This window comes from Streptomyces sp. Z26, assembly GCF_003665095.1.
GTDB classification, from domain to species: Bacteria; Actinomycetota; Actinomycetes; order Streptomycetales; family Streptomycetaceae; genus Streptomyces; species Streptomyces phytohabitans.
Map to the genome: position 1 here is coordinate 187,566 of NZ_RCHV01000002.1, position 26,037 is coordinate 213,602.

Below are 26,037 nucleotides of genomic sequence, written 5' to 3' on the forward strand. Positions count from 1 at the left end.
ACGCCGTCAGCGGTGGCCGAGCACGTTCACCACCCGCCCGTCGGGGTCGCGGACGAAGAAGCGGCGTACGCCCCACTCCTCGTCCCGCAGCGGGTGCACGATCTCCGCGCCGCGCTCCCGCAGCGCCGCGTGGACCGCGTCCACGTCGTCCACCTCGACGCTCAGGTCGGGCACGACGGGCGCGGTCAGGTCCCCGTCCGGGAAGAGGCTGAGCTGCGCCGCCGGGGCGGACGGGGAGGCGAGCGTGGCGATCCAGCCGAGGTCCATGACCTCCGCCAGGCCGAGGGCGCCGTAGAAGTCGCGGCTCACGGCCACGGATCGGGTCGGCAGGTTGGGTACGACGCGGCGCACGGTCATCGACGGCCTCCGGTGGGACGGTGCGGTGGGCGGACACCCCCTGTCTACGCCACGGGTACGACAACGGGCCCGCGACGTGCGGGCGCCCCGACCGCCGGGCGGGCGGTCGGGGCGGGGGCGTACGGGCGACCCCGTACGCCGTGCGCTCAGCAGCGCTTGGAGCTGGCGGCCTGGTACTGGAGCGGCACCCCGGCCTCCCGCACCGCGCCGATGGCGGCGGTGCACTCCGTCGCCGTGGCGGTCGGGTGCGACCAGAACTCCTGGCCGTTGGTGTTCTTCCAGGTGCGGCTGCCGAGGACCTCGTCCTGCGAGTAGCTGTAGACGGCGGAGCTGACGTCGTAGTCCTGCTCCTTGTCGCGGAAGCTCTGCCACACCCACAGGTAGCCGTAGTTCTCCTGGCACTGGGGCGAGTAGAACTGCTTCACCGAGGCGATGGTCTCGGTGCCGCGCTTGACGTGACCGAGGGTGCCGATCTCGTACGCGTCCGGGCAGACGTCGGCCGCCTTGGCTGCGGCGCTGCGCGGGTTGCCCTGCGCGGACGGCGTGGTGGAGTCCGCCGCGGCCCGCTGGGACGGGCCGGGAGCGGGCCCGCTGCCCGCCGAGGCCGTGGCGGCGGGGACGAGGACGAAGGCGCACGCGGCCATCGTCACGGCGATCTTGCGTGAACGCATGGGTGGTTCCCCCCTGCTGTCTGCGGACTGCTGTCCGCGATTGGGTCGTTTCCCCCCGACGAACCCGGGCCCGAGCGTTCGGTTGTCAGGGAAGACCCGCGAGTCGGGCAAAGGGTTGCGGTCGCCTCAGAGCGGGCGGTAGACGGACAAGCGGAATGAGGCGGTCATTCCCACCGCTCCGCCGAGCCGCGCCGCGCGCTCCGCCGCCTCCCCCGCCTTCAGGTGGTGGCCGGTCGGCCCCATCGACACCAGGTCGGCGACCTCGCCGGGCGGCAGCGTGACGGCGTACTCCAGCGGTCGTGCCTCCTCCCGCCGGAAGTACGCGGACAGCGTGCGGTCGAGCCGTTCCTCCTTCGCCTCGTCGACGGCCAACGTGCCGAGCGCGTCGCGGAGTTCGGCCATGTGACGGGGTGTCGGGGTGACGACGAGCAGTGCGCCGTCGGGCTTCAGGACGCGCCGGAACTCCGGCCCGTTGCGCGGCGCGAAGACGTTGACGACGAGGTCGACGGAGCCCGTGGCGACCGGCAGCGGCTCCCACACGTCCCAGGTCGCGGCGGCGGCCCGGGCGTGCGCCCGCGCGGCACGGCGCAGCGCGAACTTCGAGGTGTCCAGGCCGAGTCCGACCGCGTCCGGCAGCGCGTCGAGCACGGCCGCCAGGTAGTAGCCGGTCCCGGCGCCCGCGTCGAGGACGGCGCCACCGGGCGGGCAGAGCGGCCCGGCGAGCCCCGCGAGGGCTGCGGCGAGCGGCCCGTAGTGCCCGGTGCGCAGGAACGCCTCGCGCGCCTCGACCATGGCGGCCGTGTCGGCGTTCGCGGCCCGCCTGCCGCCGGTCAGCAGGCCGACGTAGCCCTGCCGCGCGATGTCGTACGTGTGCCGCCGCGCGCAGGCGAGCGCGCTGCCCGTACGGGACAGCTCCGCGCCGCACAGCGGGCAGCGCAGCAGGTCCAGGGCGGTACGGGCGGGGCGCGAGGCGGCGCCGGGAGGTGTGGTGTGCATCCCGCCCATCATGCCGGGCGCGGTCAGCCCGCCGGTCCCCGCGCCCCCGCACCCACCCCGGCACCCGTACCGGCGCCGGCACCGGCGCCCGCGCCCGCGCCGGACGCCACCGCCACGGGCCCGCGTTCCCGGCACCACTCCGCCTCGACGCGGCGGTGGATACGGTCGCACGTCTGGTTGATCAGCCGGGACACGTGCATCTGGGAGATGCCCAGCTGCTCCGCGATGCGGCTCTGCGTCATCTCGCAGAAGAACCGCAGGTAGAGGATGCGCCGTTCGCGTTCGGGCAGGGAGCTGAGCTGCGGCTTGACGGCCTCCCGGTAGACGACCAGGTCGAAGCCGGGCTCCGGGGTGGCCAGGGTGTCCTGGAGGGAGTAGCCGTCGTCGGCGCTGGGCAGCTCCGCGTCCAGGGACAGCGTGCTGTAGCTCTCCAGCGCCTCCATGCCGAGCAGCACGTCCTCCTGCGACAGTCCGCTGTGCTCCGCGATCTGCGCGACGGAGGGCGAGCGGCCACCGAGGGTGAGGCTGAGTTCCCGGTGGCTGACCCGTACGTGGTTGCGCAGGTGCTGCACGCGGCGTGGCACGTGCACGTCCCACATGTGGTCGCGGAAGTGCCGCTTGATCTCACCGACGATCGTCGGTACGGCGTAGCTCTCGAACGCGGTGCCCCGCGACGGGTCGTACCGCGCGACGGCCTTCACCAGCCCCAGCGCCGCGACCTGCTGGAGGTCCTCCAGGGACTCGCCCCGGTTGCGGTACCGGCCGGCCAGCCGGTGCGCCATGGGCACCCACAGGCGCACCACCCGCTGCCGCAGCTCGTCGCGTTCCGGGCCGTCCGGGAGAGCCGCGATCCGTTCGAAGTCGGCGGCGGTGTCGGGGGCGTCGTCGTGGGGGTGGCGTGCGCGCTTGGCGCGGAAACCAACAGCGTTCATGGGCTTCGCTCTCCCATCGCACGGGACCCGGAGGGGCGGATCGCCGTGTGAGCAGGACGCGGCGGACACGCCCACCGGGGCCGGCGGGGTGCCTGCGGTCCGCAGCACGGGGGGCCACGCGCGCCTGGGGCGGCACGTGGCCCGACCGTCGTTCGCTTACGCCTTCACGCTACGCGCGGGCACCCGTACCCGCGATCCGGAGCGGCCCGCGCCGCCCCCGCTCCCGCCTCAGCTGCCGTGCGTCTCCCCGCGCGGAGCCCGCCGGGACGCGGTGTTCGTCCTGGCGGCGCCGCCCCTGCGTGCCTCGGCCGAGCGGCTGCGCCGACCCCGGCCGGGACGTCCGCCGCGCTTGGGCCGTTCGGAGGCGGGTGCCGCCACGGGCGCGGGCGGCGTGACGGTGACGGGCACGCCCGAGGGCGTACGGGCGCCGGTGACCTGCGCCAGCTCCTCGTCCCCGGGGCGTACGGACTGCGTACGGGGCTCGATCCCGGCGGTCGACATCAGCCGGGACATCTCCCGCCGCTGGTCCGGGAGCACGAGGGTGACGACGCGCCCCGTCTCGCCCGCGCGGGCGGTGCGGCCGCCGCGGTGCAGGTAGTCCTTGTGGTCGGTGGGCGGGTCGATGTTGACGACCAGGTCGAGCCCGTCGATGTGGATGCCGCGGGCGGCGACGTTGGTGGCGATCAACGCGGTGACGTGCCCGTTCTTGAACTGCTCCAGCGTCCGGTTCCGCTGCGGCTGCGACTTGCCGCCGTGCAGCGCGCCCGCCCGTACGCCGTTGGCCAGCAGGCGGCGGGTCATCCGGTCGACGGCGTGCTTGGTGTCCATGAACATCAGGACCCGGCCGTCGCGTGCCGCGATGTGCAGCACGGCGGGCGTCTTGTCCGTGTCGCTGACGTGCAGCACGTGGTGGTCCATCGTCGTCACGGCGCCCGCGGACGGGTCCACGGAGTGGACCGACGGGTCGTCGAGGAAACGCCGGACGAGCTTGTCGACGTTCCGGTCGAGCGTCGCGGAGAACAGCATCCGCTGCCCGTCCGGCCGTACCTGCTCCAGCAGCGCCGTGACCTGCGGCATGAAGCCCATGTCGGCCATCTGGTCGGCCTCGTCGAGGACGGTGATCCGCACCTCGTCCAGCGCGCAGTCGCCGCGCCCGATGAGGTCCTTGAGACGGCCGGGGGTGGCGACGACGACGTCGGCGCCGCTGCGCAGGGCGGCGGCCTGACGGTTGATCGATATGCCGCCGACCACGGTGGCGAGGCGCAGCCGTACCGCGCGGGCGTACGGCGTGAGGGCGTCCGTGACCTGCTGCGCCAGCTCGCGGGTGGGCACGAGGACCAGCGCGCGCGGGCGGCGCGGCTCGGCGCGCGTACCGGCGGTGCGGGCGAGCAGGGCGAGGCCGAAGGCGAGGGTCTTGCCGGAGCCGGTACGGGCGCGGCCGAGCACGTCGCGGCCGGTGAGCGAGTTCGGCAGGGTGGCGGCCTGGACGGGGAACAGCGTGTGCACGCCGTTCTGCTCCAGCGCCGCCTTCAGCTCCGCCGGGAGGTCGAGCCCGGCGACGGACTCCGCCGGGGGCAGCGCGGGCGTGGTGCTGACGGGCGGCGCGAACTCGCCGCTGACGGGCGCGGCGGGTCTGCCTCCGCGCCGCCGGGCGCCCTGCTGCGGGCGGGGGCGGCGGGGGGACCGTTCGCCGGAACGGTTGCTGCGGTCGGTGCGGTTCATCGGGAACCTTCCTCGGGACGGCACGTGTCGAGGAGGTCCCGGCGGCCGACTGCCGCACAAGGGAATCGCAAGAACGAACCGCGGAATCGCGTGGATCGGGGTGGTGGAGCCGGACACGCGCGGAAACGTCGCGGGCCCGCACCGGTGGTACGGGCCCGCTGCGCGCGTCGTGCGCGGGAGGAGCCCTGCGGACGCCTCCGGCGTGGATCAGACGACGTTGATGCTCTCGGCCTGCGGGCCCTTGGGGCCCTGCGTCACGTCGAACTCGACCTTCTGGCCCTCGACCAGCTCACGGAAGCCCTGAGCGTTGATCGCGGAGTAGTGCGCGAAGACGTCGGCGCCGCCGTTGTCCTGCGCGATGAAGCCGAAGCCCTTTTCGGCGTTGAACCACTTCACGGTTCCTGTGGCCATGTCGATCTCCTTGGGGTGGTGGAACGCGGCCCGCACTGCACGGGCCCGTGTCGCTGCGATGATCACCCGACGGGAGAAACACACCGGGAAACAGAAAATGCGCCTGGAGGTCCAGAACCAGCAGGCGCACACAAAGAATCCATGGGAACCACAACTGCAACTGGAGCCAAGGTAGCACGCCCCCGCCCCGACCGGCCGCGCGACCGGGGGCGGAGCCCCGCTCAGCCGGTGAAGCGCCAACGGGTCTGCCCCGGTGTGCCCTTGGCGAAGCCGAACGCCGTGACGGGCGCCACCCGGTACACGGGCACCGGCCCGCCCGGCGCCTCGTCGCCGCTGTGCCGGAACGCGCCGTCGCGCACGTCGAAGCGCCAGTCCGGGCCGTACTTGGCCACGTACGCCGCCGCGAGCGCCCGTAGCGCGTGCTCGTCGGTGACCCGCTCGGCGCTGCCCTCGACGACGAGGTCGAGGCCCTCGTCGAAGCGGTTGCAGCCCGTGGTGAGCGCGCACCGCGCGTTCCCCGCGAGGTTCCGCGCCTTCTGCTCGTCGGCCCCGGTGCAGAAGTGGAGCGCGTCGTCGTGCCAGACGGCGAGCAGCGTGGTGACGTGGGGGCGGCCGTCGGCCCGTACGGTCGACAGCCAGTACGTCTGCGCCGCCGCCAGCGCGGCGCGGGCCTCGGCCCAGGGGGTCGGTACGGCGTCCGGGCCGCTGAAGCGGGCGTCGAGGTGGGTCTGCGGCTCCGCGTGCGGGCGGGGGCCCGGGGTGGTGGCGGTCATGGTGCTCCTCCGGTGCGGTCCAGCGGGTGCGGGCCCGGCGGGCCCCGGAGGGAGGACGGTTGCGGCGCGCGGAACTCATCGCGGGCGGGGATGCCGCCGGGGTCCACGACGCCGTGCACGCGTGGTGGCCGCGCCCGGACGGGCCGGGCGCGGCCACCGTTCTCCCGCTCTACCCGCGTAGCGGTTCCGGCGTCACGGCCAGATCTCGTTCACCCACTCCGGGTGGTCGACGAACGGGTTCCGGTTGTGCTGGAACTGGTCGAAGATGACGTCGTTCCGGTTCTTCTCGAAGTCGTCCGGCGGGTCGGACTCGTTCCACTCCTTGAGCACCGAGGACCGGCCCATGAACGGGTCCGAGCCGTTGTCGACGTTGTCGTTGGGCTCCAGGTCCGGGGCGCCGTCGCCCTCGTAGCGGACCGCCATGTAGTAGATCATCCGGGCGACGTCGCCCTTGACCTCGTCACGCGGCTCGAACGAGTCGTCGTCGGTGAAGTTGCCCGGCGCGCCCTCGACTTCGGAGCCGCCCGCGTCGAAGTCCTTGTTGCCGCGGGTGCTGTTGACCGTCACGTCGGTCGGGCGCAGGTGGTGCACGTCCGTACCGGGGCCGGGTGAAGTGCCGAAGTCGCCGTGGGACTTGGCCCAGACGTGCTCCCGGTTCCAGTCGCCGGAGTCGCCGCCGTTGGCGTCGGCGCTGCGGGACTCGCCGCTGTAGAGCAGGATGACGTTGCCGTCGTTGGCCGGGTCCTTGTCGGTGGCCTTGAGCGCTTCCCAGACGTCGTCGTACGAGAGCGTCGTCTGCTCGCTGATGATGCCGTTCAGCGCGGACTTCAGCTCGTCGCCGGTCTTGCCCATGGCGTCCTCGTAGTAGGTGTCGTCGTAGGTGCCGACAACTTTCTGCGCGAGGGAGGAGGAGGCCGCGGGCTGGTCGGCGGGCGTGGCGGTGGCGGGTATCTGGGCCGTCAGGCCGGCGATCGCCGCGCCCGCGACCACGACGGCCAGCGATGTGCGGCGGGTTGGTCGCGACAGGTGCATGTGGGGGGTCCTCTCGGTGACCGTTGGTTGGCACAGGCATCCTGCCCCGTCATGCGCACCTCAACAATGGCCTACGGAGATCCATTCGGTGCCGATGCGGTGGACATGTCGTACTCGATCCCCAACTTCCTTGCCCACGCGCCCTGTTGAGCTGGGGCACTGCGTGCACGGGACAGCGAAAGGTGAACAGCCACTGGTCTAGACATCGTGACGGGGACATGACTACGTTGAGAGGTAGGTCCAGACCAACCTGACGCAGCGCTGCTACCTGCCCCCTCGTCCCCGCACCCAGGAGCTGATCATGCGTAGCGGACCCCACCCTGTCGCCGTTCTCGACAGCGAACCGTTCAAGGCGTACGTGCTCGGACTGTTCCGCATCGTCGTCGGCCTCCTCTTCGCCTGCCACGGCGCCGCCACCCTCTTCGACGTCCTCGGCGGCCCGCACGGCGGCGTCCCCGGCTTCCCGGACTGGCCCGGCTGGTGGGCCGCCGCCATCCAACTGGCCGGCGGCGCGCTCGTCCTCGTCGGACTCGGCACCCGCCCCGCGGCGGTCCTCTGCTCCGGCTCGATGGCCTACGCGTACTTCGTGGAGCACCAGCCCGAGGCGCTCTTCCCGATCGAGAACAACGGCGAGCCCGCCGCGATGTTCTGCTGGGCCTTCCTGCTGATCGCCGCCTTCGGCCCCGGCAACCTGGCCCTGGACTCGCTGCTCGGCCGCGGCCGCGTCCGGACCGCCGACGCCCCGGACACCCCGGACCTCCCGGGCGCCAAGGCCGCCGACACCGAGGAACCGTCCCGATCCGTCGCGGGCTGACACGAGATCACCCATTTGATCCTTTTTTCATACGGAACCTTCTGTGAAGGTGGGAAAGCTCATGGTGACCGAGCCCCCATCTCAGGAGTGATCCGTGGTGTTGTCCGTCTCCGGTGTCGTCCTTCTCGGCGTGATCGCCTTCGTCCTCTTCCGGAAGGACGGGTTGAAGATGTCGCACGCGGTGGTCTGCTCGCTGTTCGGCTTCTACCTGTCGGGCACGGCCATCGCGCCGAGCATCAAGCAGGGCAGCGCGAGCCTGGCCACCATGCTCGGCGGCATCCAGCTCTGACCCTTCCCCGCACGGAGAGCACCCGAGGAGGGTCACGTGGGCCTGCGCCCGCTGCCCGGCCTGCTGCGGCGCGACGGCGGGACGCCCCCGCGCCCGTCGCCCCGCCGCGGCCTGGACCGGAGTCTCGAAGTGGTGCGTACGGGTGCCGGTGGCGCCCGTACCGCGCTGCGCCCGCTCGGTACGGTCGCCCGCGGCCTCGGGCGGCTGGCCACGGCCGCCCGGGGCTGGTGGGAGCAGGCGCCCCAGGAGCGGCGGGGTCCCGCCCTCTGTCTGGCGGTGGTGTGCCTGCTGGTCGTCCGGCTCGTGCCGTACGGCCCGCAGGGCGCCGCCGTCGCCCTGGCGCTCGCCGCCTTCTGGTGGGGCCGCGACGGGGACGGCGACCCGCCGGAGCCCGAGGACACCGGCCCGGACGAGGCGCAGACCGCGCGGCTCCAGACCCTCTACGAGGCGCTGGTCCCGTACTTCACCGTCCCCGACGACCCGCACCCCGAGCCGCTGTACGCCCACGGCGGTGACTGGCAGCGGTCGTTCGAGGAGTTCGCGTTCACCGCGTCGGGCCGCCTCGCACGGCTGACGCTGCGCTACCCGCCGTGCTTCCGGGACGGCGAGGCGGCGCAACGCGCGCCCGTCGAACGGCTGTTGGGCGCGAAGGCCGGACGCGGCCGCGAGTACGCCTTCGACTGGGACGAGGAGCGGAACCTCCTCTCCCTGCGCGTGGTCGCGCCGCTCCCCACGGACATCTGCGCGCAGCCGTTCGTCACGGCCCCCGGCGAGATCGTGCTCGGTTTCACGGACACCGACGCCGTACCGCGCACGCTGCCCGTGACGGACGCCTCCGGTACGCGCGACGTACCGCCGGTGCTGTGGCGTACAGGCCCGCGTTCCACCGAGCCGCACCTGCTCGCGCTGGGCAACCCGGGGTCGGGGGTGAGCACCCTGCTGCGGTCGCTGGCGGCGCAGGCGCTGCGGTACGGGGACGTGCTGGTGGTGGACGGTGGCGGCTCGGGCGAGTTCGCGTGCCTGGTGGGGCGGGACGGGGTGCTGGGGGTGGAGTCGTCGCTGACGGGCGCGTCCGCCGCGTTGGAGTGGGCCGTGCACGAGACGGAGCGCAGGCTGCTGACCGCGAGCCGCTGCCGACAGGCGGGTGAACCGGTGCCCGCGGACGTACGGCGGCCGCTGTGGCTGCTGGTGGAACGGCCCGCCGTGCTGCGGCACATGGCGGGCGCGGAGGGGCGGCGCGACCCGCAGGAGCTGCTGGACGTGCCGCTGCGGCACGGGCGTGCGGCGAACGTGACGGTCGTGGTGGCCGAGCAGTTCGAGGGCGCGGAGGGGCTGACGCAGGCGGTGCGCGCGTACACCCGGGCGCGGGTCGTGCTCGGCGCGGCCTCCCCGGACCAGGTGCGCGCCATCCTCGGCGAGCCGCCCCGTACGACGCCGGTGCCCGACCCTCCGCCCGGACGCGGGTACGCGCGGCTGGGCGGGGGCCCGGTGCTGCGGCTCCAGGTGCCCGCGACGCCCGACCCGCACGACGAGGCGACGGGCGAGGCGCAGCGGCGCGCGGTGCTGGCGCTGCTCCCGGAACGGCAGCGGGCGGACGTACGGGTCGCGGGCGTGCGGGCGGGGGAGGTACGGACGGCAGGTGGGGCCCCCGCTCAGGCGACGTAGCTGCGCGGGGTCTCCGCCCCGGCGGCGCCCCCGGAGCGGACCAGTTCGGCGGCCCGCGCCAGGCGCTTCACCGCCTCCACGGCGAGCGCCTCGGGCAGGGTGAACGGCAGCCGTACGTACGCCTCGAACGCCCCGTCGACCCCGAACCGCGTGCCCGCGGGCACCCGCACCCCCAGCCGCTCCCCCGCCTCCGCGACGCGCGAGCCGGACAGGCCGCCGGTGCGGGCCCAGAGCGTCAGGCCGCCGCGCGGCACCGTGAACTCCCAGTCGGGCAGGTGCTCGCGCAGCGCCGAGACGAGCGCGTCCCGGTATTCGCGGGCCAGTCGGCGGCGTACGGCGACGGCCTCCTCCCAGCTACCGTCGGACAGCAGCCCGACGACGGCGAGCTGTTCCAGCACGGGGCTGCCCAGGTCGGCGTACGCGCGCGCGGCGACCAGGCTGCGGATGACCTCCGGGGAGGCGCGTACCCAGCCGATGCGCAGGCCGGACCAGATGACCTTGCTGACCGAGCCGACGGTGATGACCGTGGAGCCGCCCGCGTCGAACGCCGCCATGGGGCGCGGGAGCGCGAGGCCCGGGTCGAGCGGCAGCTCGGCCATCGTCTCGTCCGCGACGAGCAGGGTGCCCGCCGCGCGCGCGGCGGCGACCAGTTCGCGGCGGCGTTCCTCGTCCGCGAGGGCGCCGGTGGGGTTGTGGAAGTCCGCGACGACGTACGCCATGCGCGGCGCCGCGTCGCGCAGCACCTGCCGCCAGGCGGGCAGGTCCCACCCCTGCGGCTCCCCGGTCATCGCGACCGGCACCAGCCGGGCGCCGCCGCGCCGCAGCAGCTGGAGGATGTTCGCGTACGAGGGGTGCTCGACGGCCACGCGTTCGCCGCGCGGGGTGAGGAGGTGCGCGAGGGCGGCCACGGCGCCCATCGCACCGGTGGTGATCATGATCTGCTCGGGCATGGTGGGCACCCCCCGCGCGGTGTACCTCTCCGCGATCGCCTCCCGCAGCACCGGCAGACCCGCCGGGTAGTCGCCGTGCGTGCGGATGTAGGGCGGGAGTTCGGCCAGCGCGTGTTCGAAGGCGCGGCTCAGGTACGGCTCCGGGGCGGACAGCGCGGCACAGCCGAGGTCTAGCACCCGGTCCGCGGCCTCCGGCGGCAGCGGCACCAGCTCCCCGGTGGGCAGCGGGTTCCCGTCCGGCATCGCGGTCCAGCTCCCGGCGCCGCGCCGGGACGCGAGGTACCCCTCGGAGCGCAGCTCCTCGAAGGCGGCGGCCACGGTCGTACGGGAGACGGCGAGGGCGGCGGCCAGTTCCCGTTCGGCGGGCAGGCGGGCGGCGACGGGGACCCGGCCGTCGAGCACGAGCGTGCGGATGCCGTCGGCGAGGGAGCGGTAGGCGGGCGTACGGCGGGCGCCGCCGGAGCCGCCCCGCGCGGGCGCGTCCGGGCCGGAGCCGGGGCGCTGCGGGCCGAGCAGGCGGGCGAGTTGGGCGGAACCCACCGCGGAGGTCCACTGGGGCACTTGATCAGTCCACCTCTCCCGTATTGGCCATGGAACTGGCCTCGTTCCGCGTTCCAGACTGTCACGCGCCAGGCCACATCGACCAGCGGAGGGGGTTCTCCATGCCCGGTCCCAGGGCGTACCCGACAGGTCGCCGCGTCCCGCGGCGGCTCGCACAGCTGTACCTGGGGCTCGTGCTGTACGGCGCGAGCTCCGCCCTGCTCGTGCGCGCCGCGCTCGGGCTGGGCCCGTGGGACGTGCTGCACCAGGGCCTGTCGGAACGCGTCGGGCTGTCCATCGGCACCGTCGCGGTGGTCCTCGGGGCCGCCGTACTGCTGCTGTGGGTGCCGCTGCGGCAGCGGCCGGGGCTGGGGACCGTCTCGAACGTGTTCCTCGTCGGCCTCGTGATGGATGCCACACTGGCGCTGGTGCCGGAGCCGCGCGCGATGGCGGTGCGCGTCCCGCTGGTGTTCTTCGCCGTGGCGCTGAACGGGCTGGCCACCGGCCTGTACGTCTCGGCCCGCTTCGGACCGGGCCCGCGCGACGGGCTGATGACCGGCCTGCACGAGGTGACGGGCCGCTCGGTGCGCCTGGTGCGTACGGGCATCGAGATCGTGGTGCTGGCCACCGGCTTCGCGCTCGGCGGCTCGGCCGGGGCGGGCACCGTGGTGTACGCGCTGGCGATAGGTCCGCTGTCGCAGTTCTTCCTGCGGGTCTGCGCCGTACCGGAGGCACCGGCCGCGGACACGCCCGACGCCCCGGACACGCGCGAGGGGGAACGGCCGCGTCCCGCGCGGTGGTGGACCCGACGGAACCGGGCCGGACGGGGTACGGAATGCCCCACGGCGGGTACGTGACAGGGGGCGGCGGCCACGGCGAACGGCCCCGCGGCGGGACCGGATTCACGGACTCGCCCCGCGGACCGGTAGTGTACGCCTCCGGCCCGCCGGAGGAACCGCGTACGCAGCGCCACACGGACGCGACACCGGATGACAATCCCTGTCAGATGTGACAAACGGGGCGCCGGTGGGTAACCAGAAGGGGCGGCACGACGGGCGACGCATGTCCCACTACGGGAATCTTCACCGCCGACCGGACGTTGACCGGATGACGACGACAGCGACACCTGTCCTGTGGGCGACAAGCCCGGGAGGCACGATTCATGAGTGAGCGAGCTCTTCGCGGCACGCGACTCGTGGTGACCAGCTACGAGACCGACCGCGGTATCGACCTGGCACCACGCCAGGCCGTGGAGTACGCATGCCAGAACGGACATCGATTCGAGATGCCGTTCTCGGTAGAGGCCGAGATTCCGCCGGAGTGGGAGTGCAAGGTGTGCGGCGCACAGGCCCTCCTGGTGGACGGCGAGGGTCCTGAGGAGAAGAAGGGCAAGCCCGCGCGCACGCACTGGGACATGCTCATGGAGCGGCGCACCCGCGAGGAGCTGGAAGAGGTGCTGGCCGAACGGCTGGCGGTCCTCCGCTCCGGCACCATGAACATCGCGGTGCACCCGCGGGACAGCAAGCGCAAGTCCGCGTAGTCCCGCGTTCCGGTCCCGTCGGACGGGAGAGCACCCCGCGCCGCACGAGGTCGGACGAGCGACACAACAGGCTGGACGAAGGAGCCCGAGCCGCGCGAAGCGGCCCGGGCTCCTTCGTGTGCCCGCGCGCGGATACGGATGCCCGCGTCCTGCCGCGCGTCGGCGCTCCCGCGAACCGGGCCCCGGCGCCCCGCGGGACGACTTCGACGACCGGCGGAGCCGCGACCCCGCCGGCCCCTCTCCCGTACGTCCGTACGTCAGTCGCGCGCCGGCCCCGCCGGGTCGTCGTCCCGCACGACCTCGCCCTGGACGACCTTCCCGTCGGGCCTGCGCATCCGCGCCGACCGCTCCGCCGCGCGGGCCTGCCGCAGCGCCTGCCCCAGCTCGCCCCGGGAGAGCAGCCGCTCCGTACCGCGGCGCAGCAGGGCGGACGTCGGCGGGAACAGGCAGAGCAGGCCGAGCACGTCGGAGCCGAAGCCCGGCACCATCAGCAGCAGCCCGCCGAGCATCGCGAAGGCGTTGCCGCCCGCGCGCTCGTCCGTGGTGTCCGGCAGCGGCGGCCCGCCGGGCTGCGCCGCCTGCATGGTGGCCTGGAGCCGCCGCCAGGCGCGCCGTCCGGCGCGCTTGATGGCGACGAGGCCGAGGACGAAGCCCGCGACCAGCAGCGCCAGCACCACGAGCCCGCTCGTCGCGTCGGCCACCGTCACGAGCAGCCAGATCTCCAGCACGATCCACGCCGCGCTGCCGAGCGCGAGGACGGTGCGCGTACGGGAGGGGCGGTCAGGGCGTCGCGCGCCGTCCGCCCGGTGGGCCTGCCGGTCGTCCCCGGCGGGGGGTTCGTACGGGTAGGGTGCGCCGTTGGTCATGGCTCAAGTGTGCCTGTGTCCGCGGATTTTCTTCACCCGGTGGTCCACGCCCCAGGCGGTGACGCGCCACAGGGCCTCCGCGAAGATGTCGCGGCTCATCTTGGAGTCGCCGCGCTCCCGCTCCACGAACGTGATCGGCACCTCCACCACGTGGTAGCCCGCCCGGAAGGCGCGGTGCGCGAGGTCGACCTGGAAGCAGTAGCCCTGCGAGGCGACACCGTCCATGCCCAGCCCCTCCAGCGTCTCCCGGCGGAACGCGCGGTAGCCGCCGGTCAGGTCGCGGATGGGGACGTCCAGCAGGAGGCGGGAGTACGTGCTGCCGCCGCGGGAGATGAACTCGCGGCTCTTCGGCCAGTTCACGATGCGCCCGCCCGGCACCCAGCGGGAACCGAGGGCGAGGTCGGCGCCCTTGAGGGCGGTGAGCAGCCGCGGCAGCTCCTCGGGCTGGTGCGAGCCGTCCGCGTCCATCTCGACGAGCACGCCGTAGTCGTGCTCGATGCCCCACCGGAACCCGGCGAGGTACGCCAGGCCCAGGCCCTCCTTGCCGCGTCGGTGGAGGACGTGGACCTGCTCGTCGTCCACGGTCAGCTCGTCGGCGATCTTGCCGGTGCCGTCCGGGCTGTTGTCGTCCGCGATCAGCACGTGCGCGTCGGGCACGGCGGAGCGTACGCGTCCCACCACGGACTGGATGTTGTCGGCCTCGTTGTACGTCGGGATGATCACGAGGACCTTGCCGAGCGGCCCGTACTGGCGCCGCTGCCCGCTGTGGTTCACTGCTGCTGCCCCTCTGCCTGGACGTCTTCCCGGCCCTGTGCTCCCCGTGTCCCGCGCGCCCGGCGGCCGAGGACCCCGGCCGCGACCCAGGCGAGGACGCCGCCGACGGCGAACGTCCACTCCGGCCCCGCGCCGACGCGGTCGGCGAGCGTGGTGCCGTCGCGCAGGGGCAGCCTAGCCGTGAGCACATCCTGGGTGAATTCGTCGGTCTCCTGCACGACGGTCCCGTCCGGGGCGACGACCGCGCTGATGCCGCTGGTGGCGGCGGTGACCACGGCCCGGCCGTGCTCGACGGCCCGCAGCTTGGACATCACCAGCTGCTGCTCGGGCTGCCCGGTGCGCCCGTACGTGGCGTTGTTGGTCTGGACGACGAGGGCGCGGGCGCCGTCGTTGACGGTGTCGCGGACGATCTCGTCGTACGCCACCTCGAAGCAGATCACGTCACCGAGCCGGGCGGGGCCGACCTGGAGGACGCCCGCGTGGTCGCCGGGGTAGAAGTCGCGGGGGACGCGCTGGAGCCGCGTGACGATCCGGCTCAGCTGGTCCCGGAACGGCACGTACTCGCCGAACGGCACGGGGTGCTGCTTGGTGTACGAGGCGCCGGGCCCGGACTCCGGGTCCCAGACGATGCCCTGGTTCTCGACGTACCCCTCCTTGGTGGGGTGGTCGACCAGGGCGCCGACGAGGATGGGGACGCCGACGGCGCGTACGGCCTCCTCGATGCGGGCGCGTGCCTCCGCGTTCCGGTAGGGGTCGAGGTCGGAGGCGTTCTCCGGCCAGATCACCAGGTCGGGGCGGGCGGTCTCGCCGGATCTGACGCGTTCCGCGAGCTGGAGGGTGGCCTCGACGTGGTTGTCGAGGATCATCATGGGGCGGCCGAGGAAGTCCATCCCGGCCTGCTGCACGTTGCCCTGGACGACGGCGATGTCGGCGGTGTCGTCGGCCTCGGTGTGCACCGGGACGGCGTACCCGCCGACGGTGACGGCCGCGGCGAGGGCGAGGCTCCCGGCGACGGGTACGCCGCCCGCGCGCGCGAGTCCGGCCGCGGTCCGCGGCTCGTGCCGCAGCCGCCGCGCGGCGAGAGCGGCGGCGGCGACCAGGGTGCCCGCCAGGGCGACGGCGAAGGTGACGAGGGGGGCGCCGCCGAGCGCCGCGAGCGGCGTGAACGGGGAGTCCGCGTTCGCGAACGCCAGCCGCCCCCACGGGAACCCGCCGAACGGCACGCGGTCGCGCGCCCACTCCTCGGCCACCCACAGGCAGGCGGCCCACAGCGGCCACAGCGGGAGCCGCGCGGTGACGGCGAGGGCGGAGCCGAGCCCGGCGAGGAACACGGCCTGGATGACGGACAGCCCGACGGTGACGTCCCAGCCGATCACGTGCAGCCACTTCAGCAGCACGAAGAAGAACGGCAGTCCGAAGGCGAAGCCCGTCCAGGCGCCCTGCCGTGCCGTACGGCCCCGGGTGAGGAGGCTCAGCGCGGCGACGGCGGCCGGGGACAGCGGCCACACGCCGTACGGCGGGAAGGCCAGGCCGAGGGCGATCCCGGCGAGGGCGGCGAGGGCCGTACGGCGCCACTCGCGGCGTACGAGCGCGGTGAGGCGACCGGCGTGGGGCGGGCGCGCGGAGTCGGCGCCGGGGCCGGTCGGGCCCGTGGGCGCCGGGTCGTCGGCCGCGGGCTCCTCACCGGGCCCGGGTGCGGTGTCCGCGGCGGCGGACGCGCCCGTACGGTCCTCGCGGGCGGGCGGCCCGGAGGTCGTGGCGTCGGTGGTGTCGGGGCCCGATGGCACGGTCGCGGCCTTCCTGCAGGTCGTGCGGTGGTGAGGTGACCGTACATGGAGAGGGCGGCGCGGCGGACCCGAGGGTGCGCGCGGGCGGGGGTGCGGATCGGGGCCCGGCGCCCTTCGGGCCGACCTGGGACCCGCTGGCTGCGGATCGACCGAGAGCCGTTGTCTACTGAGCGTCCGGGCCCCACCCGGGTCGCACCCGCCGGTCAGACGAAACCTTCCGCCCCCGTGACGCGGGCGCTGGACCTGGCTCCCAGTGGTGGTGTGCCGGTGCGACGCACCACCCCGTGGCCCAGCGGCGTACGACGACTGCGCGGAGGTCTTCCGGCCGGACATCCGTTGGTGGACTCCGCCGAACCTACCGGGCGGACGGCGCCGCCTGTCAACAGCCCTGCTACCTGGAGTGTTTCGGAGAACCAGCAGGTCAGTGCCGAGGCGTTACGGGCGGTACGGGCGCCGCCGCGGGCATCGTTCGGCCGTATCCGCGGCCCCACGTCACTCGATCGGCCGCCCGTGGACCGTACGTCCGGCCACCACCGTCCGCAGACAGACCGGGAGTTGGCCGCCCGGCGTCAGGTCGGGGAGGCCGGGGGTGCCGGAGCGGGGGTCGGTGGACCAGTTGGCGACCGTCGAGTCCGGTGCCTGCACGACGAGTTCGCCCGTACGCCAGACCGCGTAGTCGGCGGGCGCGCCCGGTACGAGGACACCCGCGTCGTCGCGGCCGATCGCGCGCCAACCGCCGCGCGTGTGGGCGGTGAACGCCGCGCGCGCGGACACCCGGTGGGCGGGCGTGCGGTGGAACGCGGCGGCGCGTACGGCCGCCCACGGCCCCAGCGGGGTCACCGGGCTGTCCGAGCCGAGGGCCAGCGGTACGCCCGCGCGCAGCAGCGCCGCGTACGGGTTGAGGGCGCGGGCGCGGTCCCGGCCGAGGCGCTCGGCGTACATGCCGTCGTCGCCGCCCCACGCGGCGTCGAAACCGGGCTGGACCGAGGCGGTGAGGGCGAGTTGGGCGAACGCCTCCACGTTCCGCGCGTCCAGCAGCTCCGCGTGCTCGACGCGGTGCCGGGCGGCGCGTACGCGGGCGAGGCCGACGCGTTCGGCGGCGGCGCGCACGCCGCCGGTGACGGCGTCGAGGGCGGCGTCCCCGATGGCGTGGAAACCGGCCTGGAGCCCGGCCTCGGTGCAGGTGGCGACGTGGGCGGCGACGGCGTCCGCGTCGAGGAAGGAGCTGCCGGTGTGCGGGCTGTCGGCGTACGGCTCGCGCAGGTGCGCGGTGTGCGAGCCGAACGAGCCGTCCGCGAACAGGTCACCGGCCGCGCCGACGGCGCCCAACTCCCGTACGCGCGCGGCGTCCTTCGCGGATGTGACGACCTCGGCCCAGTAGCCGGTGACGCGGGGCAGCGGTTCCTCGGCGGCGAGCCGCAGCAGGTCGGCGAGGTCGTCCTCGCCGGAGATCTCCGGTCCCGCGCACTCGTGCACGGAGCCGATGCCGACGGACGCCGCGTGCCGCAGCGCGGTCCGCTGCGCCTCGGCGCGCTGGCGCGGCGAGAGGGAGTCGTGGGCGGCGGACCGTACGGCGTGGTGGGCGGCGGCGGTGAGCGGCGCGTCGGGGGCGTACCCGGCGAGGCCCGTGACGCCGGGTACCAGGTCGAGCAGGGCGGTGGTCACCAGCGCGGAGTGGACGTCGACGCGGGAGAGGTAGAGCGGCCGGTGGCCGGTGGCGGCGTCGAGTTCGGCGCGGGTGGGGTGGCGGCGCTCGGACCAGCCGGTGGTGTCCCAGCCGGTGCCGAGCAGCACCCGGTGGTCGGGGTGCGCGGCGGCGTGGGCGCGGACCCGCGCGAGGGCGTCCGCGGGGCCGGTGGCGGCGGCGAGGTCGAGTCCGGTGAGCGACAGTCCCGTCGCGGTCGTGTGCACGTGCGCATCGGTGAACGCCGGGGTGACGAGCGCCCCGTCGAGCCGTACGGTCTCGTCGACGCCGTCCGCGAAGGAGTCCGCCGCCCCTTCGGAGCCGACCCAGGCGACGCGATCGCCCTCGACGACCATGGCGGTGGCGAAGGGGTCCGCGGGGCTGTGCACCTCTCCCCCGCGCAGCAGCACCGTACGGGCGCGGCCGGAGGCGTCGTACGGGCCCGCCGTGCCGGGGCCGGTGGTGCCGCTGGGGTCGGTCGGGTCGCTGGGGTCGTTCACTGCGGGCGCCTCGCGGATCGCGGTTCGGTTCGGTTCGGGGCACCAGTCTCGCCCCCGGGCCGCCGGAGACGGACACGGGGGCGGGGCGCGGGGGCGGCGCGCGGCGCTCAGACGCGCGGCGGCCGGGCCTCGTACGGCGTGGAGAGCACCACCGTCGTACGGGTGGAGACGCCGGAGAGCGTACGGATGCGGGCGAGCAGGTCCTCCAGTTCCAGCGGGGTGGCGACGCGCACCTTGAGGATGTAGTTCTCGTCGCCCGCGACGCTGTGGCACGCCTCGATCTCCGGTACCTCGGCGAGGCGTTCGGCGATGTCGTCGGGCGCGCTCGGGTCGAACGGCTTGACGGAGATGAACGCCGTGATCGGCAGTCCCACCGCCTCCGGGTCGACGATCGCCGCGTAGCCCCGTACGACACCGCGCTGTTCGAGGCGGCGCACGCGTTGGTGCACGGCCGAGGTGGACAGGCCGGTGGCCTTCCCCAGGTCGGTGTAGCTCATCCGCCCGTCCTTGACGAGCAATTCCACGATCTGTCGATCCAACTCCTCCACAGCACGTCAACCTACTGCGCCGGAGCCACTCCGGCACAGCGGGCGAGGGCGCGCGACCCGTACGGGAGGCGCGCGGTGTGAGCAAGGCCACACCCGCGCACCCGTGCCCGGCCGGGCTCGGCGATTACGCGCCGGTGACGGCGGGAAGCTCTTGCCGGGACCGGACTTGGCGGTCCGGCGCGTCACCTGAGGGGGAAGTGCATGGCGAAGACTCTCCGTCCCGGCCGTACGGAGGACGCGGCCGACAGCGCGGCGGACGGTACGGACACCGTCGAGACGTACGAGACCTACGAGACCTTCCGGGTCGGCTGCCCGGAGTGCGGCCGACCGATCGCGCTGCTGGCGGGCGAGGAGCGGCTGCCGGAGCACGCGCACTGCCCGACCCGCTGGAACCCCTTCGGCCTGACGGTGTGCCCCGGCACGGGGCGGGCCGTGGCGGAGGCGACACCGGCCACCGGCGAGCGCGTCGCGCACGAGGAGGACGGGGTGGTACTGCTGACCCTGCCCGCCGGGCTGGACTGGCGCAAGCAGCCGTTCTCGCACGTCGGCGGGCCCGGCTCGCGGCCGCTGCGGCAGCAGACGGTCGCGCGCGCCGCGTAACGGCGGCGGTACGCGCCGCGTAGCCGCGGCGGTGAGCGGTGCGGGCGCCGTACGGCATGTCCCGCACACGCGTCGCCCACGTCCCACCCGCACCACCACTCCCGTACACCCGCGCCCGTACGGCCACGCGTCCGTGACCGTACGGGCACCGCGCGCGGTGGCGTGTCGGCCGGTCCGCGCGGGGCACCCGTGGCACCGTCCCGGAACCACCGGGGCCGGTGAGCGGGAACGGGCGGGTGAGTCGGGTGAGTGGGAAGCAGGAGGACGTCGTGCGCGTGCTGCTCCGGCGGCACGGACGCACGTACGCGTCGGAGGCGGGCGTCACGCTCCGGGACACACCCGCGCCGTTGTACCAAGTGCTGGTGCTCTCCCACCTGTTGAGCGCCCGGATCAGGGCGGGCATCGCCGTGGCGGCGGCCCGCGCCCTGTTCGACGCCGGGTACCGCGACGCGCGCCGGATGGCCGGGGCGACCTGGCAGCAGCGCGTCGACGCGCTCGGCGCGGGCGGCTACCGGCGGTACGACGAGCGGACGTCCACCCAGCTCGGCGAGGGGGCCGAGCTGCTGCGCGACCGCTACGGCGGCGACCTGCGGCGGGTGCGCGAGGCGGGCGTACGCGAAGTGCCGCGGCTGCTGCGGGAGTTCCCCGGGATCGGCCCGACCGGGGTGGACATCTTCCTGCGCGAGGTGCAGGGCGTGTGGCCGGAGTTCGCCCCGTGCTTCGGGGCGAAGGCACGTGACGGCGCGGACCGGCTGGACCTGCCGCGTACGGACGCGCGGCTGGCGCGCCTCGTACCCGGGGCGGAGCTGCCCCGGCTGGCGGCCGGGCTCGTACGGGTGGCGCTGGACGCCGAAGTGGGCGCGGACGTACGGGAGTCGGCCGGGGTGTAGCACCCGTGCCGTGCCGCGGTGGGGCCACCGCGGCACGGATCGGCCGGTCCCGTACGGACGTCGGCGCGTCAGCGTGCCGGTGAGTCAGCGCCTCAGCGCGCCTCGGGGCCGAGCAGGTCGCGGGCGATGACCACACGCTGGATCTGGTTGGTGCCCTCGACGATCTGGAGGCACTTCGCGTCGCGCATGAGGCGTTCGACGGGGAAGTCGAGGGTGTAGCCGTAGCCGCCGAGCAGCTGCACCGCGTCCGTGGTGATCCGCATCGCCGCGTCGGTGCAGAACAGCTTGGCCATCGCCGCCTGCCGCGCGAACGGCTGCCCGGCATCGCGCAGCCGCGCCGCCGTCAGGTACAGCGCGCGGCCCGCCTCGATCTGCGTCGCCATGTCCGCGACCATGAAGCGGAGGCCCTGGAAGTCCCCGATGGGGCGGCCGAACTGGCGGCGCTCCGCGAGGTACGCCAGCGACTGGTCCAGCGCGGCCTGGGCCACCCCGACCGCGCACGCGGCGATCCCCAGTCGGCCGGACTGGAGCGCGGCCAGGGCGATGGAGAACCCCTGGCCCTCGTCGCCCAGACGGCGCGCGTCGGGCACCCGTACGCCGTCGAAGTGCACCTGGGCGGTGGGCGATCCGCGCATGCCCATCTTCCGCTCCGGCTCGGCCGCGCTCAGCCCGGGGGCGTCGCCGGGCACGAGGAACGCGCTGATGCCGCGCGGACCCGGGCCGCCGGTACGGGCGAGCACCGTGTAGAAGTCGGCGATCCCGCCGTGGGTGATCCACGCCTTGCCGCCCTCGACGACCCAGTCGTCGCCGTCCCGGGTGGCGCGGGTGGTGAGCGAGGCGGCGTCGGAACCGGCGGCGGGCTCGGAGAGGCAGTACGCGCCGAGGAGACCGCCGCCGAGCATCGCGGGCAGCAGCTCGGCGCGCTGCTCCTTGCTGCCGAACTCCGCGACCGCGTGGCACGCCAGCGTGTGCACGCTGGTGCCGAGGCCGACCGTCAGCCGGGCGGCGGCCAGCTCCTCGACGACCTGGAGGTACACCTCGTACGGCTGGTCGCCGCCGCCGTACTCGCTGTCGTACGGCAGGCTCAGCAGGCCGGATTCGGAGAGCAGCCGGAAGGTCTCGCGGGGGAAGCGCCCGGCCTCCTCGTCCTCGGCGGCCGTCGGGGCGATCTCCCGCTGGGTCAACTCGCGTACGAGGGCCAGCAGGTCGCGTGCTTCCGCGGTGGGCAGTGAGCGTTCCACCGGCCGGGGTCCGTATTCGGGCATCGCGGCGCTCTCCTCCTGTCGGGGGCTGCGGCGTCGGCCGCCGGGGTGTGGCGGCGTGGCCGGGGTCGTCACCGCCTCGCCGTGATGCTCCGGTGTCGGGTCTCGACGGGCGCTGACCAGCGACTGCGGCGATCTGGAGTATGCCCGATCGGAGGCACCGCGTCACTTCACCGAAGGTGTGACGTGACCCTCCGGCGTACGGATCGCGCCACCCGTCCGGGGCGCCGTACGCGACGGGGCGGGCACCGTACGGACGGCGGCGGGGACCGTACGGGCGGGCGGTGTACCGGCCGGCTCCGGGCGCGGCCCGCTTCCGCCGGGCGGGGTGCGGCGGGAGGGTGGGGCGCATGCCGTCCTCCGACTTCCCGCACCTGGGCAACGCCGCCGTCTCCCTGCTGCTCGACGCCCGCGGCCCCGGGCTGCCCACCGTCCTGCACTGGGGAGCGCCGCTGGCCGCCGCCGACGTGGCCGCCGCCCCCTCCCTCGCCGCCGCGCTGTCCCGACCCGTGCCGTCCGCGGGTCCGGACGCGCCCGTGCCCGTCGGCCTGCTGCCGGAGCACGGCGCCGCGTTCCCGGGGCGTCCGGGCCTGCGCGGGCACCGGGACGGCGCGGACTGGGCGCCGGTGTTCACGCGTACGGGGCTGCGCGAGGAGCGTGCCGGTGACCGCGCGCGGCTGGTGGTGACCGCCGCGGACACCGCCGCCGGGCTGGGTCTGACCACCGAGGTGGAACTGCACGACGCGGGGCTGCTGCGCGTACGGCACCTGCTGCGGAACGCGGGCGGCACGCCGTACGCCGTCGAGGGCCTGGAGGCGGCCCTGCCGCTGCCGCCGCAGGTCGGGGAGCTCCTCGACTTCACCGGCCGCCACTGCCGCGAACGGCAGCCGCAGCGGCACCCGTTCCGCGACGGCGTGTGGGTGCGCGAGAGCCGCCGCGGCCGGCCGGGTCTGGACGCGACGATCGGGCTGCTGGCGGGCACGCCCGGGTTCGGCTTCCGGCACGGCGAGGTGTGGGCGGCGCACGTGGCGTGGAGCGGCAACCACGTCGCGTACGCCGAGCGGCTGCCGGAGGGCGACGCGTTGCTCGGCGGCGGTGAACTGCTGCTGCCCGGCGAGGTGGTGCTGGAGCCGGGCGGGGAGTACGCGATGCCGTGGCTGTGCGCGGCGTACGCCGGGCGGGGTGTGGACGGGATCAGCGCGGCGTTCCACGGCTGGCTGCGCGCGCGGCGGCGCCCGCGCCGTACGGGTGCGCCGGACCGCCCGGCGGCGCCCGTCACCCTCAACACCTGGGAGGCCGTCTACTTCGACCACGACCCGGTCCGCCTGCACGCCCTCGCCCGTACGGCCGCCGCGGCCGGTGTGGAACGGTTCGTGCTGGACGACGGGTGGTTCCGGGGGCGGCGGAACGACCGTACGGGGCTGGGCGACTGGTACGTGGACGAGGACGTGCGCCCGGACGGGCTGGGCCCGCTGATCGACCATGTCCGCGATCTGGGCATGGAGTTCGGGCTGTGGGTCGAACCGGAGATGGTCAACCCCGACTCGGACCTGTGCCGCGCGCACCCCGACTGGCTGCTCGCCGACCCGGACCGCCCGCCGCCGCCCGCGCGCCACCAGCAGGTGCTGGACGTGGCGCACCCGGAGGCGTACGCGTACCTGCTGGAGCGGCTGGACGCGCTGCTGTCCGCGTACGACATCGGCGCGCTCAAGTGGGACCACAACCGCGACCTGGTGGCGGCCCGGCACGCGGGCCGGGCGGGGGCGCACGCGCAGACGCACGCCGTGTACCGGCTGCTGGACACGTTGCGCGCGCGGCACCCGGACGTCGCCGTGGAGAGCTGCGCGTCCGGCGGCGGGCGCGTGGACCTGGGCATCCTGGAACGCGCCGACCGGGTGTGGGCCAGCGACTGCAACGACGCGCTGGAACGGCAGGTGATCCAGCGCTGGACGGGCGTGTTCCTGCCGCCCGAACTGATCGGCGCGCACGTCGGCCCGGAACGCGCCCACACCACCGGGCGGCGGCACGCCCTGGACTTCCGGGCGGCGACGGCGCTGTTCGGGCACCTGGGCGCGGAGTGGGACCTCGACGGCGCGGCCGACGACGCCGAACGGGCCGCGCTGGCGCGGGTGTTCGCCCTGCACAAGGAGCTGCGCCCGCTGCTGCACGGCGGCACGGTCGTCCGCGCCGACCACCCCGACCCGGCGGCCTGGGTGCACGGCGTCGTCGCCGCCGACCGGCGTACGGCGGTGTTCTGCCACGCCCAGCTCGCCGTGTCCGCGCACGCGGTGCCCGCGGCCGTACGGCTGCCGGGGCTGGACCCGGAACGGCGCTACCGCGTACGGGCGGTCGACCCGACCGGGGCGCCGGTACGGTCGCCACGGCCCGCGCCCGCCTGGTGGGGCGGGGACGGGGTGGTGCTGACCGGGCGGCTGCTGGGATGGGTCGGGCTCCAGCCGCCGGTCACGGAGCCGGAACGGGCCTGGCTGCTGCGCGTGGAGGCGGCCGGGGAGGCGTGACGTGGTGGGGGTGACGCGGCGGGGCCGGTGACGCGGCCGCGCGGCCGCCGGGGCCGGATTGTCGGAGGCGGGTGCCAGACTCGGCCGCGTGCGAGGTGAGCCGGGCGGTACGGACGCGGGCGGGCGCGACGGCGGGGCGCGCGCCGCCGCCGTGCCCACGGACGGGCCGGTGCGGTGGGCGCTGGCCGAGACCGCCGACGGGCGCGCGCTGGTCTGCCCGCTGGACGCGCGGGGCGCGCCCGCCGGGCCGGTGCGGGCCGAGGAGTCGGCGGTGGCGGCCGTACGGGACAGGCCGGGGGTCGGCCGGTGGGTGTGGCGGTCGACGGCCGCCGTGTACCCGCGGCTGCTCGCGGCCGGGCTGCGCGTGCCGCGCTGCTACGACACGGAGGCGGCGGAGTCGCTGCTGCTCGGGCACGAGGGGCGGGCGGGCGCGGCGCGTTCGCTGCCCGCCGCGCGGGCCCGGCTGCGCGGCCTGGCGGTGCCGGACGACCCGCCGCCCGTGTCGCACGGCGCGGACCCGCAGCCGTCCTTGTTCGAGGCGGGCCCGGTGCCGCTGCCGGAGGACGCGGACCCGATGGAGGCCTTGCTGGAGGTGTACGCGGCGCAGCTGGTCCGTACGGAGGCGGCCGAACACCCGGGCCGGATGCGGCTGTTGCTGGCGGGCGAGTCCGCCGGGACGCTCGTCGCCGTGGAGATGGGCCGGACGGGCGTGCCGTGGCGGGCCGACGTGCACCGGGCGCTGCTGGCGGAGCTGCTCGGCGAGCGGTACGCGGGCGGGGGCGAGCCGCGGCGGCTGGCGGAGCTGGCCGCGGAGGTGTCGCGGGCGTTCGGGCCGGACGCGCGGGTCCGCCCGGACCTGCCCGCGGACGTCCTGCGGGCGTTCGCGCGGGCGGGCGTCGCCCTGTCGTCGACCCGCGCCTGGGAGCTGCGGAAGGTGGACCATCCGGCGGTGGAGCCGCTGCTGCGCCACAAGAAGCTCTACCGGCTCTACACCGCGCACGGCTGGAGCTGGCTGCGGGCCTGGGTGCACGACGGGCGGTTCCGCGCGGAGTACCTGCCGAGCGGCACCGTGTCCGGGCGCTGGACGACGAACGGCGGCGGCGCGCTCCAGATCCCGAAGGTCGTACGGCGCGCGGTCGTCGCGGACCCCGGCTGGCGCCTGGTGGTGGCGGACGCCGACCAGATGGAGCCGCGCGTGCTGGCCGCCGTGTCCCGGGACCCCGGGCTGATGGAGGTGGCGGGCTCCGGCCGGGACCTCTACTCGGTGCTGTCGGAACGGGCCTTCGCCGGGGACCGCGACCGGGCCAAACTCGCCCTGCTGGGCGCGGTGTACGGGCAGACCAGCGGCGACGGGCTGAAGCACCTGGCGGCGCTGCGGCGCCGCTTCCCGGCCGCCGTGGAGTACGTCGACGAGGCGGCGCGCGCGGGCGAGTCCGGCCGTCTGGTGCGCACGTGGCTGGGGCGTACGTGTCCCCCGGCGGCGGGCCACGCGGACGGCGGCGGCCACGCGTACGAACCGCCGCCCGGCCCGGCGGACGCCCCGGACACCGGGGCGGACGGCGACGCGGGAGGCGCGGGAGCGGGCGCGTACGGGGCGGGGGCCGGGGCGCGGGCGCGCGGCCGCTTCACGCGCAACTTCGTGGTGCAGGGCAGCGCCGCCGACTGGGCGGTGCTGATGCTGGCCGCGCTCCGGCAGGAACTGACCGGTACGCGCGCGGAGTTGGTGTTCTTCCAGCACGACGAGGTGATCGTGCACTGCCCGGCGGACGAGGCGGAACGGGTCGCCGGGGCGGTGCGGGCGGCGGGTGAGCGGGCGGGCGTGGCGGCGTTCGGCGAGACGCCGGTGCGCTTCGCGTTCACGATCGCCGTGGTGGACTGCTACGCGGACGCGAAGTAGGGCGCCGCCGGGGCACCG

At 75.1% G+C, this 26,037-nt stretch carries 24 protein-coding genes; 9 read left to right on the forward strand and 15 right to left on the reverse strand.

All coding sequences use genetic code 11. The features are described from left to right. Positions 1-6: 6 nt before the first annotated feature. The 8 genes from D7M15_RS00840 to D7M15_RS00875 form a co-directional block, all read right to left on the reverse strand. Positions 7-357, reverse strand: coding sequence for a VOC family protein (locus tag D7M15_RS00840; protein ID WP_121515713.1), 351 nt, complete (start codon positions 355-357; stop codon positions 7-9). A 146-nt stretch (positions 358-503) separates the two neighbouring features. Then, positions 504-1,028 carry a hypothetical protein gene (locus D7M15_RS00845; RefSeq protein WP_206337297.1) on the reverse strand — a complete coding sequence of 175 codons (525 nt, stop codon included), beginning with the start codon at positions 1,026-1,028 and terminating at the stop codon, positions 504-506. 126 nt (positions 1,029-1,154) lie between these two features. After that, positions 1,155-2,024, reverse strand: coding sequence for a putative RNA methyltransferase (locus tag D7M15_RS00850; RefSeq protein ID WP_165906178.1), 870 nt, complete (start codon positions 2,022-2,024; stop codon positions 1,155-1,157). Between the two features lie 23 nt (positions 2,025-2,047). Further along, positions 2,048-2,956, reverse strand: coding sequence for a SigB/SigF/SigG family RNA polymerase sigma factor (locus tag D7M15_RS00855; protein ID WP_121515715.1), 909 nt, complete (start codon positions 2,954-2,956; stop codon positions 2,048-2,050). A 228-nt stretch (positions 2,957-3,184) separates the two neighbouring features. Continuing rightward, positions 3,185-4,678, reverse strand: a complete 1,494-nt coding sequence (locus D7M15_RS00860; RefSeq protein WP_121515716.1) for a DEAD/DEAH box helicase — start codon at positions 4,676-4,678, stop codon at positions 3,185-3,187. A 207-nt stretch (positions 4,679-4,885) separates the two neighbouring features. After that, positions 4,886-5,089 (reverse strand): cold-shock protein, encoded by a 204-nt coding sequence (locus D7M15_RS00865; RefSeq protein WP_121520071.1) that lies wholly within the window; start codon positions 5,087-5,089, stop codon positions 4,886-4,888. Positions 5,090-5,310: 221 nt separating this feature from the next. Beyond that, the gene (locus D7M15_RS00870) at positions 5,311-5,862 is read right to left on the reverse strand and encodes a pyridoxamine 5'-phosphate oxidase family protein (protein WP_121515717.1); all 552 of its coding nucleotides are present in this window, start codon (positions 5,860-5,862) and stop codon (positions 5,311-5,313) included. 192 nt (positions 5,863-6,054) lie between these two features. Beyond that, positions 6,055-6,894: an endonuclease gene (locus tag D7M15_RS00875; protein ID WP_121515718.1), complete on the reverse strand. Its 840-nt coding sequence runs from the start codon at positions 6,892-6,894 to the stop codon at positions 6,055-6,057. A 301-nt stretch (positions 6,895-7,195) separates the two neighbouring features. On the opposite strand from D7M15_RS00875, the gene D7M15_RS00880 reads away from it, so the two are divergent. The 3 genes from D7M15_RS00880 to D7M15_RS00890 all read left to right on the forward strand — a co-directional run bounded on the left by D7M15_RS00880 (position 7,196) and on the right by D7M15_RS00890 (position 9,662). Further along, on the forward strand, positions 7,196-7,708 hold the full coding sequence (locus D7M15_RS00880) for a DoxX family protein (protein ID WP_121515719.1): 513 nt from the start codon (positions 7,196-7,198) through the stop codon (positions 7,706-7,708). A 94-nt stretch (positions 7,709-7,802) separates the two neighbouring features. Beyond that, a complete protein-coding gene (locus D7M15_RS00885) occupies positions 7,803-7,997 on the forward strand; it encodes a hypothetical protein (protein WP_121515720.1) in 195 nt (64 codons plus the stop codon). A 111-nt stretch (positions 7,998-8,108) separates the two neighbouring features. Then, the gene (locus D7M15_RS00890) at positions 8,109-9,662 is read left to right on the forward strand and encodes a hypothetical protein (RefSeq protein ID WP_240649546.1); all 1,554 of its coding nucleotides are present in this window, start codon (positions 8,109-8,111) and stop codon (positions 9,660-9,662) included. Here the strand turns inward: D7M15_RS00890 and D7M15_RS00895 are convergent. Beyond that, on the reverse strand, positions 9,650-11,173 hold the full coding sequence (locus tag D7M15_RS00895; protein ID WP_121515721.1) for a PLP-dependent aminotransferase family protein: 1,524 nt from the start codon (positions 11,171-11,173) through the stop codon (positions 9,650-9,652). The genes D7M15_RS00890 and D7M15_RS00895 overlap by 13 nt on opposite strands. 101 nt (positions 11,174-11,274) lie before the next feature. Here D7M15_RS00895 and D7M15_RS00900 point away from each other — a divergent pair, with 101 nt between their 5' ends. Both D7M15_RS00900 and D7M15_RS00905 read left to right on the forward strand, forming a co-directional pair. Beyond that, the gene (locus D7M15_RS00900; protein ID WP_240649076.1) at positions 11,275-12,009 is read left to right on the forward strand and encodes a hypothetical protein; all 735 of its coding nucleotides are present in this window, start codon (positions 11,275-11,277) and stop codon (positions 12,007-12,009) included. 305 nt (positions 12,010-12,314) lie between these two features. Continuing rightward, on the forward strand, positions 12,315-12,692 hold the full coding sequence (locus D7M15_RS00905) for an RNA polymerase-binding protein RbpA (protein WP_027751042.1): 378 nt from the start codon (positions 12,315-12,317) through the stop codon (positions 12,690-12,692). A 257-nt stretch (positions 12,693-12,949) separates the two neighbouring features. Here D7M15_RS00905 and fxsA read toward each other — a convergent pair whose 3' ends face one another. From fxsA to D7M15_RS00930, 5 genes are all read right to left on the reverse strand, one after another. Next, the gene (gene fxsA / locus D7M15_RS00910; RefSeq protein WP_121515722.1) at positions 12,950-13,558 is read right to left on the reverse strand and encodes an FxsA family membrane protein; all 609 of its coding nucleotides are present in this window, start codon (positions 13,556-13,558) and stop codon (positions 12,950-12,952) included. A gap of 3 nt (positions 13,559-13,561) precedes the next feature. Then, positions 13,562-14,332, reverse strand: a complete 771-nt coding sequence (locus tag D7M15_RS00915) for a polyprenol monophosphomannose synthase (protein ID WP_121515723.1) — start codon at positions 14,330-14,332, stop codon at positions 13,562-13,564. Then, positions 14,329-16,119, reverse strand: a complete 1,791-nt coding sequence (lnt, locus tag D7M15_RS00920) for an apolipoprotein N-acyltransferase (protein WP_240649077.1) — start codon at positions 16,117-16,119, stop codon at positions 14,329-14,331. Before lnt ends, D7M15_RS00915 begins: the two co-directional genes overlap by 4 nt. 492 nt (positions 16,120-16,611) lie before the next feature. After that, on the reverse strand, positions 16,612-18,213 hold the full coding sequence (locus D7M15_RS00925) for an amidohydrolase (RefSeq protein ID WP_240649547.1): 1,602 nt from the start codon (positions 18,211-18,213) through the stop codon (positions 16,612-16,614). Positions 18,214-18,410: 197 nt separating this feature from the next. Then, positions 18,411-18,851, reverse strand: coding sequence for an Lrp/AsnC family transcriptional regulator (locus tag D7M15_RS00930; protein WP_121515725.1), 441 nt, complete (start codon positions 18,849-18,851; stop codon positions 18,411-18,413). 201 nt (positions 18,852-19,052) lie between these two features. On the opposite strand from D7M15_RS00930, the gene D7M15_RS00935 reads away from it, so the two are divergent. Continuing rightward, entirely contained in the window at positions 19,053-19,451 is a 399-nt protein-coding gene (locus D7M15_RS00935; RefSeq protein ID WP_121515726.1) for a hypothetical protein, read from the forward strand. A 245-nt stretch (positions 19,452-19,696) separates the two neighbouring features. Further along, positions 19,697-20,341 (forward strand): endonuclease, encoded by a 645-nt coding sequence (locus D7M15_RS00940; protein ID WP_121515727.1) that lies wholly within the window; start codon positions 19,697-19,699, stop codon positions 20,339-20,341. Between the two features lie 92 nt (positions 20,342-20,433). On the opposite strand, the gene D7M15_RS00945 is transcribed toward D7M15_RS00940, so the two are convergent. Then, on the reverse strand, positions 20,434-21,606 hold the full coding sequence (locus tag D7M15_RS00945) for an acyl-CoA dehydrogenase family protein (RefSeq protein WP_121515728.1): 1,173 nt from the start codon (positions 21,604-21,606) through the stop codon (positions 20,434-20,436). Positions 21,607-21,953: 347 nt separating this feature from the next. Here D7M15_RS00945 and D7M15_RS00950 point away from each other — a divergent pair, with 347 nt between their 5' ends. Continuing rightward, on the forward strand, positions 21,954-24,122 hold the full coding sequence (locus D7M15_RS00950; protein ID WP_121515729.1) for an alpha-galactosidase: 2,169 nt from the start codon (positions 21,954-21,956) through the stop codon (positions 24,120-24,122). A gap of 169 nt (positions 24,123-24,291) precedes the next feature. Next, positions 24,292-26,019: a bifunctional 3'-5' exonuclease/DNA polymerase gene (locus tag D7M15_RS00955; RefSeq protein WP_121520074.1), complete on the forward strand. Its 1,728-nt coding sequence runs from the start codon at positions 24,292-24,294 to the stop codon at positions 26,017-26,019. Positions 26,020-26,037 lie beyond the last annotated feature (18 nt).